The organism is Halobaculum sp. P14 (assembly GCF_051195155.1).
In the GTDB taxonomy this organism is placed as follows: Archaea; Halobacteriota; Halobacteria; order Halobacteriales; family Haloferacaceae; genus JBNTKA01.
Genome location: NZ_JBNTKB010000006.1, coordinates 153,784 through 167,581, shown reverse-complemented (window position 1 = coordinate 167,581; position 13,798 = coordinate 153,784). Strand labels below are relative to the sequence as shown.

Here is a 13,798-nt window from a genome sequence, read left to right as displayed (position 1 = left end):
AGTGAAGTAATTTCAACGGTCGGCGTCTCGGATTCCAGACGGCGCCCGGAGAGAACATCTACCCCGGAAACGTTCGTGTAGGACTCCGAATGCACCGATATCGGATGTCTCAGACGTGAACGGAGCCGAACGAACGGCGGTCAGGGGCCGACGAACAGCAGCGGGAGCATGGCGAGCACGCCGACGAGCAGGCCGGCGGCGAGTTCCCGTCTGCCGCCGCCGGGGAGGTCGTCGCCGGCGTCGAGCGCCTCCGGGATGAACTCCGTGAGGACGAGGTACGTCATGGCGCCGGCGGCGAAGCCGAAGCCGACGGGGAGGAACCGGCGGGCGACGCGGACGAAGACGAACGCGAGCGCGGCGCCGACCGGCTGCGGGAGGCTGGAGAAGACCGCCCACCACACCATCCGCGACTTCGGGACGTCCATGGCGCGCAGCGGGATGGAGACGGCCAGCCCCTCGGGGACGTTGTGGACGGAGATGGCGACGGTCATGAACACGGCGAGCAGCGGCACCGCGGCGGCGACGCCGGGAACCGCGACGCCGCCCTCCAGCCCGATTTCGGCGAAGGAGACGCCGACTGCGACGCCTTCCGGGAACGAGTGGACGGTGAGGACGCCGAGGATGAGCACGAGCTTCCGGAAGTCGCCCGCCTCGTACTCCCGCGGGTCGACGTCGGCGTCGACGATGACGTCGTGGCTGACCGCGACGAGCGCGACGCCGACGAGGACGCCGGCGCCGACGCTGAGCGGGCCGCCCGCCGCGAGCCCTTCGACGACGAGCCCGAACCCGGAGGCGGCGAGCATGATGCCGGAGGCGACGCCCCACAGCGCGACGTTCCACCTGTCGGAGAAGTCGTCGACGAAGAAGAACGGGAGCGCCCCAAGCCCGGTCGCGAGCGCCGTCACTAATCCGGCAGCCGTGACGAGCGCGACGTTCCCGAGCGTGACCATGTCGGCGGGTGACGCCGACCGGCCAAAAGACTATCTGATAAGTGATACGTTTAGGCGCGCCGAATCCGAGCGGCGGACGCGGGCAGCCGATTTGGCGGCTACTCGCAGCGCCAGCCGCGGTCGGTGCGGTTCAGCCGCTCTGCACCGTCGTCGGTGACCGCGACGAGGTCCTCGATGCGGACGCCGAACTCGCCGGGCAGGTAGACGCCGGGCTCGACGCTGAACACCATTCCTTCGCGGAGTTCGCGGTCGTTGCCGGCGACGATGTACGGCTCCTCGTGGACGTCGAGGCCGACGCCGTGGCCGGTTCGGTGGACGAACTCGTCGCCGTAGCCCGCCGACTCGATGACGTCGCGCGCCGCCGCGTCGACTTCGGCGGTCGTCGCGCCCGGTTCGACGGCGTCGACGCCGGCCGCCTGCGCCTCCCGGACGACCTCGTGGACCCGCTTCACCTCGTCCGACGGCTCCCCGCCGAAGACGAGCGTCCGGGTCTGGTCGGACGGGTAGCCGTCGACGCGCGTCCCGAAGTCCAGCACGACCGGCTCGCCCGCCCGAATCTCGCGGTCGCCGTGCGTGTGGTGCGGCATCGCGCCGTTCGGCCCGGCGCCGACGATGGTGTCGAACGAGACGCCGTCGCCGCCGCGGCTCGACAGCCGGTTCTCGACGTAGCCCGCCAGCTCAGTCTCCGTCATCCCGACGGCGTCGGCGCCGAGGCCGCGGAGGTCCGAGACGACGGCGTCGGCCACCTCGCCCGCCCGCCGCATCGCCGCCAGTTCGGTGTCGTCCTTCCGGACCCGCAGCGCCGACAGCACGGACGACGCCAGCCCGAACTCGGCGTCCGGAAGCGCCGCGCGCAGGTCGAGCGTGAACCGCGCGTTCATCGTGTCGTCGACGAGGACGTCGTCCGCGCCGGCGAGTCCGAGGTCGGCGACGGCGCCGCGGACCGCGTCCATCGGGTCGTCCTCGTCGGCCCACGTCCGCACGTCCGGCACCCACGACTCCGCCCGCACCTGCTCGCCGTACAGCTCCGGCACCAGAAACACCGGGTCCGGAAGCGACTCCGCGCCGCCGTCCGAGTCGCCGTCGGCGGCCGGGACGAACAGCAGCAGGTGTCGCTCGCCGGGGTGTTCGTCGAACCCCGACGTGTACAGCAGGTTCGTGCTCGGGAACAGCACCAGCGCGTCGACGCCGCGGTCGCGGAGGCGGCGCTGCGCCTCCCGGGTGCGGCGCTCGTACGGAGTCGAAGCGTCCATGCAGGCCCGTTTCGCGCCTCCACAAATCAACATCTGGATTGCGCGGCGCGGCGGGCAGCACCGCGGGCAGCGCCGCGGCGGCTTCGCCGTCTCCCCAACGGATTAGTCGCCGCCGGCTGTCGGTCCGACAGTGAACTCTGAGGACCGGTGGCTCGTGGCGTGGGGCGTCGGCTACGCGGCGGTCGGCGGCGCGTCCGTGCTGGTGCCGCTGTACGCCATCGCGCTCGACGCCAGCCTCGCGTTCGTCGGCCTCATCGCCGCGACCGCGGCGCTCGTCGGCGTCCCCGGCGCGCTCCTGTGGGGCCGGCTCGCCGCCCGGACGAAGCGCCGCCGGCCGTTCGTCCTCGTCACGCTCGCCGCCACCGCCGGCACGCTCGCGCTCGTCCCGCTGGCGTCGTCGCCGGCGGCGGTGCTGCTGTTGAACGCGCTGCTGTGGTTCGCCGTCTCGGCCGCCGTCCCCGTGTTGAACCTCATCGTCGTCGAGGGCGCGCCGGTCGACGAGTGGGACGGCCGCATCGCGTCGCTGAACGCCTGGCAGGGGTACGGCTGGGTCGGCGGCCTCGTCGTCGGCACCGTCTGGACCGGCGTCGCGCCGCGGTTCGGCGTCGACGGCGTCGCCGGCCAGCGGCTCCTCTTTTTCGTGCTCGCGGCCGTCGCCGCCACGGCGCTCGTACTCGCACGCGCCTGGTACCCGGAGCCGGCAAGCGTCGACCCCGACCGCTACCGCCGCGTCTCCCGGCGGTTCTCCCGGACGGACTGGGGCGCCGGCCGCGTCCTCCGCGGCAGCCTCTACGGCCCCTCCCGCATCTACTGGGCGCTCACCGCCGCCGGCGGCCGCGGCGGCACCGGGTCGCTCCGAAGCCTGCTCGTCGGCGTGCCGACGCGGCTCCGCCGCTACCTGCTCGCAGTCGCCGTGTTCTCGTTCGGCTTCGCGGTGTTCTGGGGGCCGGTCCCGGCGTATCTGAAGGCGGACCTCGCCGAGGGCGCCGTGTTCGCGGTGTACCTCGCCGGCAACCTCGGCTCGGCCGCCTGCTACACGCCGGTCGGCCGGCTCGCCGGCCGCGTCCCGCACCGGACGCTCCAGGCGGCCGCGCTCGCCGTCCGCTGCGTCCTCTTCCCGGGCGTGGCGCTCGTCACCGCCGCCGCGGCCGGCGCGCTCCTCCCGGTGTACGCGGTCGGGTTCGGGCTCATCGGCGTCACCTGGGCGGTCATCGCCGTCACCACCACCGGCATCGTCACGCGGCTCTCCGACGAGGCGTCCCGGGGCCGCGCGCTCGGACTGCAGGCCGCAGCGGCCGGGGCGGCGACCGCGGTCGGCTCGGCCGTCGGCGGCGTCGTCGCGGGCGCCGCCGGCTACCTCGTCGCGTTCGCGGTGGCCGCGGCCGCGGTTCTCGCCGGCATCGCGCTGCTGCTCGCGAGCCGCTGAATCCGTCCGGTTCGCGGGTGCCGGAGACACAGCAGATGTCTGGACGCCGGCCGACTACCGGTCGAGCAGCCGGTCGATCTCGTCTCGCGTCGGCAGCGCCGTCATCGCCCCCTCGGCGGTGGTCGCCGCGGCGCCGACGGCGTTCGCAAACCGGACCGCCGCATCGACGTCGCGCCCCGCCGAGAGCGCCGCGATGGCGCCGGCGGTGAAGGCGTCGCCGGCCCCGGTCGTGTCGACGACGTCGGCGTCGAAGCCGGCGTGTTCGACCGTCGCGGCACCCCACGGCGCCTCCGGCGTCGACACCGCGACAGCGCCGGCCCCGCCGCGCGTCACGAGCGCCGTGTGCGGGCCCGCCCCGGTCAGCGCCGCCGCGAGCGCCGTCTCGGAGTCCGCGTCGCCGCCGTAGCCGGCCGGCGCGACGTCCTCGGGGGAGGCGACGACGACGTCGACGAGGCCGAGCGCCCGGTCGAGCGTGTCGGCGTAGTCGAACGCCGTCCAGAGGCTCGGCCGCGCGTTCGGGTCGAACGACACCGTCGCGTCCGCCGGGGCGCGCTCCAGCAGGTCGAACACGGCGGTCCGCGCCGGCTCGTACGCGAGGTCGACGCCGCCGACGTGCAGCCACGACACCGCCGCGAGCGCGTCGTCGACACCGCCGGGCCGGAGCCGGGTCGCCGCGGTGCCGTCGAGGTACAGCGAGAAGCGCCTGTCGCCGTCGGCGTCGCGGCCGACGACCGCCAGCCCGGTCGGCGCGTCCGGGTCGCGCTCCACGAACCGGCCCGGGACGCCCGCGGCGTCGAGCCGCTCCGCGAGGAAGTCGCCGAAGCCGTCGTCGCCGACGCGGGTCCACAGCGCCGCGGGGGCGCCGAGCCGGGCGAGGCCGACCGCGACGTTCGCCGGCGCGCCGCCCGGACGACGCCGGTACGCCGCCGCGCCGCCGACTCCGACGCCGGTCTCGACGGCCTCGCCTGCGTCCGCTGACTCGGCCGAGTTCTCCGCGGGCTCCCGTGCCGGGTGGAGGTCGACGAGGCACTCGCCGACGACCAGTTTCACCGCGCCACCCCGCGCTGCCCGCCCATCCGGCGGCGCCGGCCGCGCCGGCTGCCCCGGCTGCGTCGGGCTGCGGTTCCGTTCATGCGGCGTCGTCCGCGCCGGTGATACTTCGACCCACCGGACGGCTCTTGTCCGCCGAGCGCGAACCCCGAACCATGACTGACGCCGGGGACAGCGCGGAGGAACCGGCCGCCGAGCCGACGCTTCCGACGGTGTTCACGCCGCACGCCGAGGCGGTCGCGCGGGGCCGCGACGTCGACGCGGCCGCGCTCCGGGCGACGCTCGCCGAGATGCAGCGGTCCGTACAGGAGTACCCCGGCGTCGCCGACCTGGTGTTCGAGTACCGCTTCGCGTTCAGCCACGACCCGCTCGTGGAGCGCGACGGCGACACGTACCTGCTGTTGGTGCCGCCGCGCGTCTGGCCGGAGTTCGGCGGCGCGCTCGGCGTCGACGACGCGATGCTGGCGGCGATGCGGGCGGTTCACTCGCGGGCGTTCGACGACGCCGTCGGCGAACTGGCGCGCGGCGACTGGGAGCCGCTGGTCGTCGTCGCCGACTGACCGCACAGCCCCGTTTCGTCACCGGGCGTCGTCGACCCGGTCGTCACCGCCGTCGCCGTTTCCATCGTCGTTTCCATCGCCGTCGCCGTCCGGCCACACGTCCCGGCCGCCGTCCGACTGTTCCGGGACGGGCGACGACACGGCCCACGGGTCCATCTGTGCGGCGTCGCCCGTCGGCGCCGCGTCGGCCGCGCGGAGCCGGACGACGACGACCGAGCCGCGCGGGTCGTTCCCCTCGAACGTCAGTTCGCCGTCGACGCCGTTGATTATCCACCGGACGAGCCACAGCCCGATGCCGCTGGCGTGCTTGAGTTGGGTCTCGTGGCCGGACTCGACGGCGTCGCGGTCGTCGGCCGGAATCCCGGGGCCGTCGTCCGCGACGCGGAGTTCGACGGCGTCGTTGGTGCGTCGGACGCGCAGCCGAACCGCCGGCTCCTCGCCGTCGTGGTGCTGCACCGCGTTCTCGACGAGGTTCCACGTCGCGGTCGCGAGCAACTCGTCGGCGAACCCGGTCGTGCAGTCGTCGACCTCGACGTCGACGTCCGCGTCCGGGAAGCGCGCCTCGGCGCGAGCGCCGACCTCCTCCGCGACGTCGCCGACGTCGACCGGGCGGCCGCCGTGGTCGGTGTCCGAGAGGGTCCGGTCGACGCCGCGCACCCGCTCGCCGAGCGTCGCGAGCCGCTTCGCCGCCCGCCGGATGTTGTCGCCGTACTCGCTGAGCTGCTCGTCGCCCTCGTCGACGATGACGTCTGCGTAGCCGAGCACGACGTTCAGTTCGTTCCGGAGGTCGTGCCGGAGCACGCGGGTGAGCACGCGGAGCCGCTGTTCGTACCGGTCGTTCGTCGTCGTGTCCCGGAGCGTGACGAGGTAGCCGGCGACGTCCGGGTCGTCGAACCGGTTGACGCCGACGCCTTCGAGGGTGCGCCAGCCGCCGTCAGCGTGCCGCGCACGGAACGTCACCTCCACGCGTTCGCCGGGGTTGTCGAGCGCCTGCGCGAACGGCTCGGCGACGCCGCGTCGGTCGTCCGGGTGGACGTACTGCAACAGCGGGTCGCCCTCCATGTCGGGTCTCGCGTAGCCGAGCGCGCGCTCGACCGCCGGGCTGACGTAGTCGAGGTTGCCGTCCGCGTCGCTGACGACCACGATGTCGTCGGCGTACTCCACGTACGCCCGGTAGCGCCGCTCGGCGCGCCGCCGGTCGGTGACGTCGCGGAACGACAGCAGGCTGCCGTCGGTCCCGCCGGGCAGCGGTTCGCGCTGCGGTTCGAGCACCCGGTCGTCGCCGTCGTCGCCCGGAATCGTGAGCGGTTCGTCCTCGTCGACGCCGCGGCGGGTGAGCGCCGCTGCGTCGTCCGGCAGCACCTCGTCGGCCGGCGCGCCGACGTCGGCGTCGTCGACGTCGAAGGCGGCCCGCGCGGCGGCGTTCGTGTCGACGATTCGGTTCGCGCCGTCGACGACGACGACGCCGTCGCGCATCTGGTCGAAGACGGCGTCGCGCGCCATCGACTGCTCGCCGAACAGGGCGTACCGCCGCGACGCCGCGAACAGGCAGGCGGCGGAGACGGCGAGCGCGATCGGCGTGTGGTTGACGCCGAAGACGCCCGGAAGCGGTAGCCACCAGAGCGCCTCCGTCACCGTCGGTACCGCGCCGGCGACGAACAGCAGCGCGTACCGGCTCCGGTCGCGGCCGTTCGCGCCGACCGCGCCGCGAACGAGTAGCGCCGCGGCGAACAGACACAGCGCCGCTGTGTAGACGCCGTGAACGCCGAGCCACCGGCCGGGGACGAGCACCAAGACCGGCGTCCCGGCGACGTCGACGCCGCGGTAGCCGGCGAACACGAACCGCGGGAAGCCGAGCGCGGCGGCCGCGGTGACCGCCGGCTCGGCCGCGAGCAGCAGCGCGGCGCCGGCGGGGAGCGACCAGTTCGGACGGGTCTGCGTGACCACCAGGACGGCCCAGCACGTCGCCGTCGGCGCGCCGAGCGCGACCGCGATGCGCGCCCACGTGAGCTGTGCGGCCGGCGCCGTCGCGGTGAGGTGAAAGCCGTGCGCGGTGGCCCACAGCGCCGCCACCACCGCGGCGCCGCCGACGAGCAGCTGCGCCTCCGAGCCGTGGCCGCGGGTCGCGCGGTAGAGAACGGGCCCAATCCCGAGACAGGCGGCGCCGGCCAGAAACGAGCAGGCCGCGAGCACCGGAAGTGTCGGGAGGGCCACCATCGGCTGTCTGCGGTTACTGTCTACCCACCGGGTATAAACGCACCTCCAAAATTATCAGCCGAGATACCGGACCGCGGCGTCGGCGGTCGCGGCGCGCCGGCGCCGACGCGGCCGGCGGCTTACAGCCCGAGTTCCCGGCCGATGACGACGTGCTGAATCTCGCTGGTCCCCTCGCCGATCTCCATCAGTTTCGCGTCGCGGTAGAACCGCTGGGGCGCGAAGTCGGTGGTGTAGCCGTAGCCGCCGAGCACCTGCACGGCGTCCTCCGCGACCTCGCGGGCCGCCTCGGAGGCGTCGAGTTTCGCCAGCGCCGACTCGCGGGTGACCGAGTTGCCGGCGTCGTACTTCGCGGCGGCGCGGTGCGTGAGCAACCGGGCGCGCTCGGTCTTCCGGTGCATGTCGACCAGTTTGTCGCGGATGGCGTCGAACTTCGAGATCGGCTGGCCGAACTGCTCGCGGTCGCCGGCGTACTCCCTGGCGGCCTCGAAGGCGCCCTGCGCCAGCCCGGTCGACAGCGCCGCGATGGAGACGCGGCCGCCGTCGAGCGTCTTCATCGTCTGCGTCCAGCCGTCGCCCTCCTCGCCGAGCAGCCGGCTCTCCGGGACGCGGACGTCGTCGAACTGAATCTCGCAGGTCGGCGAGCAGTTCAGCCCCATCTTGTCCCACACCGTCGTCACCTCGAAGCCGTCGTCGTCCGGGTCGACGATGAACGTCGAGATGCCGTCGTAGCCCGCCTCCGGGTCCGTGACGGCTTTCACCAGCACCGAATTCGCGACCGACGCGTTCGTGATGAACTGCTTCGTCCCGTTGATGACCCACTCGTCGCCGTCGCGCTCGGCGGTCGTCTCCATGTTCGAGGCGTCCGAGCCGGAGCCGGGTTCGGTGAGCGCCCACGCGCCCATCCCGTCGCCCTCAGCGAGCGGCCGGAGCCACGTCTCCTTCTGCTCGTCCGTCCCGAACAGCTCGATAGGCTTCGAGCCGAGCGACACGTGCGCGGCGTACGACAGCCCGATGCCGCCCGACACCCGGCCGAGTTCCTCGGTGACGAGCGCGTACATGAGCTGGTCGCCGCCGAGCCCGCCGTACTCCTCCGAGACGGGGACCCCGAGCATGTCGAGGTCGGCGAGCTGGTCGAATATCTCCGCCGGGAACCGGTGGTCGTCCTCGACGTCCTGCGCGATCGGCGCGATTTCCGCCTCGCAGAACTCCCGGACCTGGTCCCGAACCATCCGGTGCTCCGCGGGGAGGTCGAACTCCATGGGCAAAACTTGCGGAACATCCATGATAAAGGGCGCGGAGTGTCCCCCGCGAATCCCTGTCGCTGCGTCGCCCGACGCCCGGGCGACGATTTAATGCGGTACGGCCCGAATTTCTCGGTAGTGGAGCTTCGCCGACTGGTCCGCGGCAGCGTCGACTGGCCGCGGCTCGAAGCCGTCGTCAGCGACCTCGGAGAGCGGTACGGCCGCGGCGACGCGCACGTCCGGTTTCTCGACGCCGACAACTGGCTGTCCACCCCGTTCGTCCTCCGCGCCGGCGACGAGGAGTACTTCGTGAAGGTCATCACGAAACAGAACTCGCTGGTGCACGCGCTGTTCACCACGGGCCGGAACATCGGCGCGTTCACCTCCGGCACGGAGGGCTTTTTCGAGCACTTCGGGACGCCGTACCAGATGGCGGAACACGAACTGGAGGCGACCGAGCGGATGCGCGCCATCGGTCTGAACGCCCCGGAGCCGGTCGAGGCGCTCGAAATCGACGGCCTCGGCGTCCTGGTCTTGGAGTACCTGCCGGCGTTCCGGCCGCTCGACGAACTGGACGCGGACCGCGAGCGGACGCTGGCGCCGGCGATGTTCGACGCGCTCGCGACGATGCACGAACACGGGCTCGCCCACGGCGACCTCCGCGCCGAGAACGTCCTGATTCTCGACGGCGACCTCTACTTCATCGACGCCACGAACGTCCGCGCCGACGGCCAGGAGGGCGCCCGACTGTACGACCTCGCGTGCGGGCTGGCCGCGCTCGCGCCGCTCATCGGCGTCCGCGACGCCGTCGACGCCGCGCTCACCGCCTACCCGACCGGGGACGTACTCGCCGCGCGCGACTACCTCGACTTCGTCGCCATCCGCCCCGACCACGACTTCGACGCGCCCGGACTCAAAGGCGAAATCGAGCGCCGCGCCGCCGCCGACGAAGACGCCGCAGACGCCGCGGACGCTGCCGCCGCAGCGACCCCCGCGGACGGCTTCGTGGACGGAACTACCGACGAGGGCAGCGGCGATGCAGCACCCAACCGCGACGACGACGTCGCCGACGAGCGTCGGAACGCCGACTCCGACGACGGTTCCCGGCCGACCGCGGGCGACGACAGCTGACGAAGGCGCGCCGCGCCGCCGGAGGCCACACCATCGTCGGTCCGTCGGTGTCGGGCCGATGACACGCCGACGTCCAGCGGGTGCTGCGAAACCACTCGGGGTCGCGGCGCGGTCCGACCGGCCGCGTTTCCCGCATCTATTTCACCTCCGCAGCGCAAGTTTTGCCCATGAGTTCAGGCTCCGACGGAGTGTTCCAACACTACATCGACGGCGAGTGGGTCGACGGCGCAGGCGCGGAGACGTTCGAGAGCGTGAACCCGGCGACGGGGGACGTGCTCGGGGAGTTCCGGCGCGGCACGGAGGCGGACGTCGACCGGGCGGTCGCGGCGGCCGACGACGCCTTCGAGGAGTGGCGGGAGCTCAGCCACATCGACCGCGCGGAGTACCTCTGGGACATCTACCACGAGCTGAAAGAGCGGCACGACGAGCTCGGCGAAATCGTGACGAAAGAGTGCGGCAAGGAGATCAGCGAGGGGCGAGCGGACGTCACCGAGGCGTGGCACATGGTGGAGTGGGCCGCCGGCGACGCCCGGCACCCGAAGGGCGACGTGGTGCCGTCGGAGATTCCGAGCAAGGACGCGTACATGCGGCGGAAGCCGCGCGGCGTCGTCGGCTGTATCACGCCGTGGAACTTCCCGGTCGCCATCCCGTTCTGGCACATGGCCGTCGCGCTCGTCGAGGGGAACACGGTCGTGTTCAAGCCGGCCGAACAGACGCCGTGGTGCGCGCAGATTCTCGCGGAGATGTTCGACGACAGCGGCATCCCGGACGGCGTGTTCAACCTCGTCCAGGGGTACGGCGACGCCGGCAACGCCGTCGTCGAGGACGACCGCGTGGACACGGTGCTGTTCACCGGCTCCGCCGAAGTCGGCCACGAGATCGCCTCGAAGGTCGGCGGCGAACCCGGGAAGCTCGCCGCCTGCGAGATGGGCGGGAAGAACGGCATCGTCGTCACGGCCGAGGCGGACCTCGACACGGCGGTCCACTCGGCGGTGATGTCGAGTTTCAAAACCACGGGGCAGCGCTGCGTCTCCTCCGAGCGACTCATCGTCCACGAGGAGGTCTACGACGAGTTCAAAGAGCGGTTCGTCGACGTCGCAGAGGACGTCGCGGTCGGCGACCCGCTGGACGAAGACACGTTCATGGGGCCGCTCATCGAGCCCGAGCACCAGCAGAAGGTGTCCGAGTACAACCAGTTGGCGAAAGACGAGGGCGTGAACGTGCTCGTGGACCGCGAAGCGCTCGACCCGTCGGAGATTCCGGACGGCCACGAGGACGGCAACTGGGTCGGCCCGTTCGTCTACGAGGCGGACCCCGACGCGGACCTGCGCTGCACCCACGAGGAGGTGTTCGGGCCGCACGTGGCGCTCATGAAGTACTCGGGGGACATCGAGGACGCGGTCGAGATTCACAACGACACGGACTACGGGCTGGCGGGCGCCATCATCTCGGAGGACTACCGCGAAATCAACTACTACCGCGACAACGCCGAGGTCGGCTTGGCGTACGGGAATCTGCCGTGCATCGGCGCGGAGGTGCAGCTGCCGTTCGGCGGCGTGAAGAAGTCGGGGAACGGCTACCCGTCGGCGCGGGAGGTCATCGAGGCGGTGACCGAGCGGACGGCGTGGACGCTGAACAACTCGAAGGAGATCGAGATGGCGCAGGGGCTCTCCGCCGACATCAAGACCCGAGACGAGTAGCTCCGAGACGAGAGTTCGGCTCCGTCGTCGTCGCCGGCGGCCGGTTTTTGTCGTCGCTGCCGGGGGTCCGTCTCCGTCGCTGCCGCTGCCGCTGTTCTTCGGTCGGTTCGGGAGGAAGGCGTCGCGTTCGTGCAGAACCGTGAGTCGGCGCGCCGGGCGGGAGTGGGAGCGGGAGTGAAGCCCGGCAACGCCGCGGTGGGCGGCCGGTCCGGCCACCCTCGCGGGGCCGACCCAGGTTCGCGTCGGGGCGTGGGGAGCCCCGGAATCCGCGGCACGGACCGGTTCGGACCCGGAGTGGGTTCGGGGGCAGCGCCCTGTGGGGCGCCGTCCCGGTGCGGAGGGGTGCCCCGCAATGAGACGGTTCGGGCCGCGGTACACGGAGGAGCACGGCACCGTAACTTCAACGTAGCGCCCCGATTTTCGCGGTTGATTCTCGCCGAGCCGCCGGTGTTTTCACGCCGACACGCGCAGTTCGGTGCATGCTCGACGACTTCTTCGACGACGCCGCACGGCGCGACTGGGAGGACGCCGAGGCCGCGACCGCCGGCACCGCCGCCGGCGAACCGCACCGAACCGCGGGGTCGACGCAGCCGACCGGGACGGTCCGGCTGGCGCTCGTCGGCTGCGGCGGCTACGCCCGAACGGTGTCGCTCCCCGCGATGCAGGCCGCCGACTACGCGGAGCCGACGGTCGTCGTCAGCGGCGACGCCGACAAGCGACGGCGCCTCGCCGACGAGCACGGCGTCACCGCCATCGGCTACGACGAGTACGGCGACGGCGCCGCGACCGACGAGTACGACGCCGTCTACGTCGCGACGCCGAACCGGCTCCACCTCCCGCAGGTGGAGACTGCGGCGGCACACGGCAAGCACGTCATCTGCGAGAAGCCGCTCGAAGCCACCGTCGACCGCGCCGAACGGCTGGTCGAGGCGTGCGACGCCGCCGGCGTGACGCTCATGACCGCCTACCGCGTCCAGACCGACCCGGTGACGCGGCGGCTCCGCGAGTTCGTGCGCGCCGGCGGCATCGGCGACCCGGTCCGGGCGTTCGGCGAGTTCTCCTTCTCGCTGCTCGGCGGCGACAGCGGCCCGGACCAGTGGCGCCTCGACGACGAACTCGCCGGCGGCGGCGCGCTGTACGACGTCGGCGTCTACCCGTTGAACACGGCGCGGTTCCTGCTCGACGACGACCCGGTCGCGGTGTCCGGGTCGACGCGGTCGTCCGGGGACGCCTTCGCGGACGTCGACGAACACGTCGACTTCACGGTCGACTTCGGCGACGCGGTCGGCCACTTCGCGGCGTCGTACTCCGGGCGGCAGCACGCCCACCTGTCGATTCACGGCTCGGACGGCCGGCTCACGGTCCGGTCCGCCTACCAGCCGAACGCGGCCCGCGAGGTCGAACTCGACACCGCCGACGGCCACGTCGAGTTCTCGGGCGTCGGCGTCGACGACGCGCGCGAAGAGTTCGACTACTTCGCGTACGCGGTGCTGACGGGCGCGGCCGTCGAACCCGACGGGGCGGACGGCCTCGTCGACATGCGGACGATGGCCGGCGTCTACGAGTCGGACGAGACCGGGCGTACCGTCGAACTCTGAGGAGACGGCCGCTGCTGGCCGGGTTCCGAAAGCGAGAGGCGAAAGGTGTGGCGGAGGCGGGAGGCGGATGCGCAGTGTCCGGCCACGATGGACCCCTGATCGTGGGGCGGACGATGCGCGGTGGCGGCGTGGTGGCGCGGAGTTGATTTCGCCGACTCACGACGAGAAAAGCGTCGGTTCGTCGGCACCAGTTGCTAGTGCGGTCTGCGTGATAAACCCTCCGGCACCGGCCGCCCGGCACTGGCCACCCGGAACCGACCTACTGCCGCCCCACCGCCGCCTCTCCGACCCCCTGCGACAGCCCGGTTCGGCCGCCGACCTCGGCGGGCCGGCCGGCCCGTCCCGCCGGACCTGCAACCCCTACCGCCGACGCAACATCTATACCGCCCCGACCGAACCATTCGGCCATGCCGCAGGTGCGCGCGGAGGCCCTGCTCGGCGGTGCGGACGAACTACTCGAAGAGCCGCGCCGCGTCGTCGACCCGAACCGGCTCGGCGACCCTGGCGACGTCCTCGGCGACGGCGCCCGGCTGGTCGCCGTCGAAGAAGTCCCGCTCGCACACCTCGACCTCGCGCCCGACGAGCGCGAGCGGCTCCCGCATCTCCTCGGTGATCGACGCACCATCTACGTCCACCACGTCGAGTAGCCGCGTCGGCGGCGCCGACCGCGGA

The 13,798-nt window shown here is 72.5% G+C and carries 10 protein-coding genes and 1 pseudogene; 6 read left to right on the top strand and 5 right to left on the bottom strand.

Annotated elements, in window-relative coordinates:
* Positions 1–140 precede the first annotated feature (140 nt).
* Both ACQUS7_RS12515 and ACQUS7_RS12510 read right to left on the bottom strand, forming a co-directional pair.
* Positions 141–950, bottom strand: a complete 810-nt coding sequence (locus tag ACQUS7_RS12515) for a ZIP family metal transporter (RefSeq protein WP_435124932.1) — start codon at positions 948–950, stop codon at positions 141–143.
* A gap of 98 nt (positions 951–1,048) precedes the next feature.
* Positions 1,049–2,203, bottom strand: coding sequence for a M24 family metallopeptidase (locus ACQUS7_RS12510; protein WP_435147439.1), 1,155 nt, complete (start codon positions 2,201–2,203; stop codon positions 1,049–1,051).
* A gap of 130 nt (positions 2,204–2,333) precedes the next feature.
* Between ACQUS7_RS12510 and ACQUS7_RS12505 the strand changes: the two genes are divergently transcribed.
* Complete coding sequence (locus ACQUS7_RS12505) at positions 2,334–3,629, top strand: MFS transporter (RefSeq protein WP_435147437.1); 1,296 nt, start codon at positions 2,334–2,336, stop codon at positions 3,627–3,629.
* A 54-nt stretch (positions 3,630–3,683) separates the two neighbouring features.
* On the opposite strand, the gene ACQUS7_RS12500 is transcribed toward ACQUS7_RS12505, so the two are convergent.
* Positions 3,684–4,679 (bottom strand): carbohydrate kinase family protein, encoded by a 996-nt coding sequence (locus tag ACQUS7_RS12500; RefSeq protein WP_435147435.1) that lies wholly within the window; start codon positions 4,677–4,679, stop codon positions 3,684–3,686.
* Between the two features lie 155 nt (positions 4,680–4,834).
* On the opposite strand from ACQUS7_RS12500, the gene ACQUS7_RS12495 reads away from it, so the two are divergent.
* A complete protein-coding gene (locus tag ACQUS7_RS12495) occupies positions 4,835–5,239 on the top strand; it encodes a hypothetical protein (protein WP_435147433.1) in 405 nt (134 codons plus the stop codon).
* Between the two features lie 18 nt (positions 5,240–5,257).
* On the opposite strand, the gene ACQUS7_RS12490 is transcribed toward ACQUS7_RS12495, so the two are convergent.
* Together ACQUS7_RS12490 and ACQUS7_RS12485 are read right to left on the bottom strand one after the other, a co-directional pair.
* The gene (locus ACQUS7_RS12490; protein WP_435147431.1) at positions 5,258–7,456 is read right to left on the bottom strand and encodes a PAS domain S-box protein; all 2,199 of its coding nucleotides are present in this window, start codon (positions 7,454–7,456) and stop codon (positions 5,258–5,260) included.
* Between the two features lie 119 nt (positions 7,457–7,575).
* The gene (locus tag ACQUS7_RS12485; RefSeq protein ID WP_435147429.1) at positions 7,576–8,715 is read right to left on the bottom strand and encodes an acyl-CoA dehydrogenase family protein; all 1,140 of its coding nucleotides are present in this window, start codon (positions 8,713–8,715) and stop codon (positions 7,576–7,578) included.
* A gap of 120 nt (positions 8,716–8,835) precedes the next feature.
* Here ACQUS7_RS12485 and ACQUS7_RS12480 point away from each other — a divergent pair.
* The 4 genes and pseudogenes from ACQUS7_RS12480 to ACQUS7_RS12465 form a co-directional block, all read left to right on the top strand.
* Positions 8,836–9,639 (top strand): annotated as a pseudogene (locus ACQUS7_RS12480) (RIO1 family regulatory kinase/ATPase domain-containing protein); the annotation flags it as partial.
* A gap of 356 nt (positions 9,640–9,995) precedes the next feature.
* The gene (locus ACQUS7_RS12475) at positions 9,996–11,528 is read left to right on the top strand and encodes an aldehyde dehydrogenase family protein (RefSeq protein WP_435147427.1); all 1,533 of its coding nucleotides are present in this window, start codon (positions 9,996–9,998) and stop codon (positions 11,526–11,528) included.
* A gap of 479 nt (positions 11,529–12,007) precedes the next feature.
* A complete protein-coding gene (gene gfo6, locus ACQUS7_RS12470; RefSeq protein ID WP_435147425.1) occupies positions 12,008–13,126 on the top strand; it encodes a D-xylose 1-dehydrogenase Gfo6 in 1,119 nt (372 codons plus the stop codon).
* Between the two features lie 407 nt (positions 13,127–13,533).
* Positions 13,534–13,773 (top strand): hypothetical protein, encoded by a 240-nt coding sequence (locus tag ACQUS7_RS12465; RefSeq protein WP_435124953.1) that lies wholly within the window; start codon positions 13,534–13,536, stop codon positions 13,771–13,773.
* Positions 13,774–13,798: the final 25 nt, after the last annotated feature.

Coding starts and splice junctions, on each gene's coding strand:
- ACQUS7_RS12515 (WP_435124932.1), bottom strand. CDS start 950: ATGGTCACGCTCGGGAACGTCGCGCTCGTCACGGCTGCCGGATTAGTG.
- ACQUS7_RS12510 (WP_435147439.1), bottom strand. CDS start 2,203: ATGGACGCTTCGACTCCGTACGAGCGCCGCACCCGGGAGGCGCAGCGC.
- ACQUS7_RS12495 (WP_435147433.1), top strand. CDS start 4,835: ATGACTGACGCCGGGGACAGCGCGGAGGAACCGGCCGCCGAGCCGACG.
- ACQUS7_RS12490 (WP_435147431.1), bottom strand. CDS start 7,456: ATGGTGGCCCTCCCGACACTTCCGGTGCTCGCGGCCTGCTCGTTTCTG.
- ACQUS7_RS12485 (WP_435147429.1), bottom strand. CDS start 8,715: ATGGAGTTCGACCTCCCCGCGGAGCACCGGATGGTTCGGGACCAGGTC.
- ACQUS7_RS12475 (WP_435147427.1), top strand. CDS start 9,996: ATGAGTTCAGGCTCCGACGGAGTGTTCCAACACTACATCGACGGCGAG.
- gfo6 (WP_435147425.1), top strand. CDS start 12,008: ATGCTCGACGACTTCTTCGACGACGCCGCACGGCGCGACTGGGAGGAC.
- ACQUS7_RS12465 (WP_435124953.1), top strand. CDS start 13,534: ATGCCGCAGGTGCGCGCGGAGGCCCTGCTCGGCGGTGCGGACGAACTA.